Annotated in this window: 4 protein-coding genes; 1 reads left to right on the top strand and 3 read right to left on the bottom strand. The window is 65.5% G+C overall.

Annotated features, from left to right (window positions below; translation table 11 throughout):
* A partial coding sequence (locus WB785_RS02210; RefSeq protein ID WP_424077063.1) for a DUF222 domain-containing protein occupies positions 1–368 on the bottom strand: 368 nt, incomplete at its 3' end.
* An 89-nt stretch (positions 369–457) separates the two neighbouring features.
* Positions 458–865 (bottom strand): hypothetical protein, encoded by a 408-nt coding sequence (locus WB785_RS02205; protein WP_424077062.1) that lies wholly within the window; start codon positions 863–865, stop codon positions 458–460.
* A 46-nt stretch (positions 866–911) separates the two neighbouring features.
* Between WB785_RS02205 and WB785_RS02200 the strand changes: the two genes are divergently transcribed.
* Positions 912–2,306, top strand: coding sequence for a PLP-dependent aminotransferase family protein (locus WB785_RS02200; protein ID WP_424077061.1), 1,395 nt, complete (start codon positions 912–914; stop codon positions 2,304–2,306).
* A gap of 1 nt (position 2,307) precedes the next feature.
* On the opposite strand, the gene WB785_RS02195 is transcribed toward WB785_RS02200, so the two are convergent.
* The coding region (locus WB785_RS02195; RefSeq protein ID WP_424077060.1) for an aminotransferase class I/II-fold pyridoxal phosphate-dependent enzyme at positions 2,308–2,949 on the bottom strand (642 nt) is incomplete at its 5' end.

Here is a 2,949-nt window from a genome sequence, read left to right as displayed (position 1 = left end):
GCCAACTCCGGCAGCTCCGGGGGCACCGGCGGACCGGTCAACGACCGGCGCGGCCGAATCCGGGCGGCCAACTTGAACCGACGGGTGATCTCGTTGGGAGTGATGCGTAGTCGAGCCCACAGTGCCGAGCGGACCAAAGCGGTGGACTCCGCCTCGTCGGGCGGGTCGGCGATCTCCCCGAAATATCGATACATCAACCCGCGGTTGGTGCGCTCCTGGGTCTCCAACCGCTCAGCCACGTCCACGCGAAACGTGTTGCCCAGCAGATCCGAAGACGTTGTGCGCAACTGGTCGTGGGCAGCGTCAATCGCATCCAGAGCGGCACTGATCTGTTCCCGTGCCAGCTCGGCGCTGATCGCTGAACCCATACCTCGACGCTATGAGCCCGCCCGACAACTCCCGCGTGAGCACACCGCACAAAGCCCGGCCTGTGGATCAACCGGCAACTGTGGATAACTCAGTCAGCGTTGCCCGCCACCACGCAATTCCGCAGCGCGACTGCGAGCGGTATGGTGCCCAGCGCCAGCCCGCCGAACTCGAGCAGGCCGACAATCCTGCCGTCGGCGTGACCGGTATCGACGATGTGGCTCAGGGAGTGCAGAGTCCAGTGCGCTACCGCGAAAGCCAACGCCCCCACCCGCCATGTTGGCCAGCGCACCGCAGCGAGCAACAGCAGACCGAGCGGTAGCTCGAACGATGCGTTGTCGAAGATGTAGTGGTTGTTGCGCGGCCCGAAAGCGCCGAGCGTGTCGAAAAACGCGCCCGGCGCCAGCAGCATGAACAACCCCATCAGCGTCGAGTACGCCCCGAAACCGATCAACACTGCGGTTACGAGCCGTGACCCGGTCGATACAGACGTCGTCATAGTCCCAAGCTAGCCGCTAACTGGCCGCAGACTAGGCTCCAATTTTATGTCAGTATCGGGTACCACTTTGGGTCCGGAGCTGCTGCTGCGGCTGGACCGTGGGCGGCCCGAACCGTTGCACCGTCAGCTCGCCGAAGCACTGCGCGGCGCGATCCGGGCCGGCCGGGTCACACCGGGGAGCCGGATGCCGTCCACCCGGGTGCTGGCCGACGACTTGGGCGTCTCGCGACGGCTCGTCGTCGATACTTATGGCCAGCTGGTCGCCGAAGGATTTCTGGTCAGCAAGCGCGGATCCGGAACGCTTGTCGCTCGGGTTGACACGACTGCGGACGCGCCGCCTGCAGAGGTCGCTGCGACACCGCGCTACGACGTTGACTTTGTCCCGGGCGCACCCGATCTCGCCGGGTTTCCCCGCGATAGCTGGCTGCGCGCATTGCGGCAGGGCTTATCGCAAGCGCCGTCGGACGTGTTCGGCTACATCGGACCTCAGGGAATCGCCAGCGTGCGTGCGGCCCTGTCGGAATACCTGGGGCGCACCCGTGGCGTGGTCGCAGACCCTGCGCGCATCGTCATATGTTCGGGCGTCACGCAGGGTCTCGGCCTGATCGGCCAGCTGTTGCGACGCCGTGGCGCTGTGCCGTTGGCGATGGAAGACCCCGGCTTCTGGATACACCGGATCGTGTTGCAACACAACGAAATAAACCCGGTTCCGGTTCGCGTCGACGACGAGGGCATCGATGTGGCGGCGGTGGCAGAAACCAGAGCGGCGACGGTCTTGACCACGCCTGCGCACCAGTCACCGACCGGCGTCGTATTGACCTCGCCTCGCCGCGCCGCGTTGCTCGAGTGGTCGCGTGCCGGCAACTTCATCATCGAAGACGATTACGATGCCGAGTATCGATACGACCGCGCGCCCGTTGGAGCGTTGCAAGGCCTGGCACCTGATCGGGTGATCTACTTCGGCTCGGCCAGCAAGACGTTGGTGCCCGGCCTGCGAATGGGGTGGATGGTGTTGCCGCCTGAGCTGGTTGGTCCGGCAATCGAACTGAAAAGCCTTGCCGACGCTGGTAATTCGGTCATGGATCAGATCGCGTTCGCCCAGCTGTTGACCTCGGGTGGATACGACCGGCACCTGCGTCAGATGCGTCGACGTTACCTGACTCGACGAAATGCGTTGCTGGCAGCGCTGAGTCGCTACTTGCCGCAAGCCACCGTGCTCGGCGCTGCGGCCGGTGTGCACCTCACCGTTGTGTTCCCCAGCGGCTATCCGATTCGAGACCTGGTGCGTCGCGCTGCCCAAATGGGTGTCAGGGTCGAATCCCTCACACCGTATTATGCTGACCACGCCGCCGCGCCGCCGGGCTTGATGCTTGGCTACGCGAATCTCACGGAATCCCAGATCATTAGGGGGATCAAGACGCTGAGTATCTCTGCTGCATAACTCACACGCTGCCGCGCCCGACTGCATGCAGAGCCTCGGCGACCGCGTCGGCGAGCGCGTCGATTTCGGCGGGGTCAAGACTCGAGACGGTAATCCGCATTCCCGGCGCCGTGCCGATCCTGAACCGGGTTCCTGGCGCCGCGGCCCAGCCCGCGCCGAGTAGCCGGGTGATCGCAACGGTTTCGTCGGGCACCGGAATCCAGACGTTGAGACCGGAGCGGCCATAAGAGGTCACCCCGCGCTCGGCCAGCGTCGCGCGAAGGCGCTCACGGTTGTGCGTGTAGACGGCTTCGGCCTTGTGCACCAAGCGCGTTGCCGCCTTGTCGCGCCACATGCTGACGGCAAGGTCCTGCAGCAGGTAACTGACCCAACCCGGTCCCAGGCGCAGCCGCCCGTGCACCCGCTCAACCGTGCGCTGGTCCCCGGCGAGCAGCGCCAACCTGAGGTCTGGGCCATATGCCTTGGATGCCGACCGCACGAACGCCCAGTGTCGTGTGGTAGCGGCCAAGCTGTGCAGTCCCACACCGGCGATACCCGCGCAGTGGTCGTCCTCGATGAGCACAACGTCGGCATGGTCGGCCAGCAGCCGACGCAGCTCGGCCGCACGCGCAGCGGAAACGGCGGCGCCGGTGGGGTTCTGGGC

The organism is Mycobacterium sp. (assembly GCF_049585075.1).
Lineage (GTDB): Bacteria > Actinomycetota > Actinomycetes > Mycobacteriales > Mycobacteriaceae > Mycobacterium.
This window is presented reverse-complemented; position numbering and strand designations above follow the sequence as displayed.

Bases quoted from the DNA above. Each gene is read 5' to 3' on its own strand.
- WB785_RS02200 (WP_424077061.1), top strand. From the start codon at position 912: ATGTCAGTATCGGGTACCACTTTGGGTCCGGAGCTGCTGCTGCGGCTG.
- WB785_RS02205 (WP_424077062.1), bottom strand. From the start codon at position 865: ATGACGACGTCTGTATCGACCGGGTCACGGCTCGTAACCGCAGTGTTG.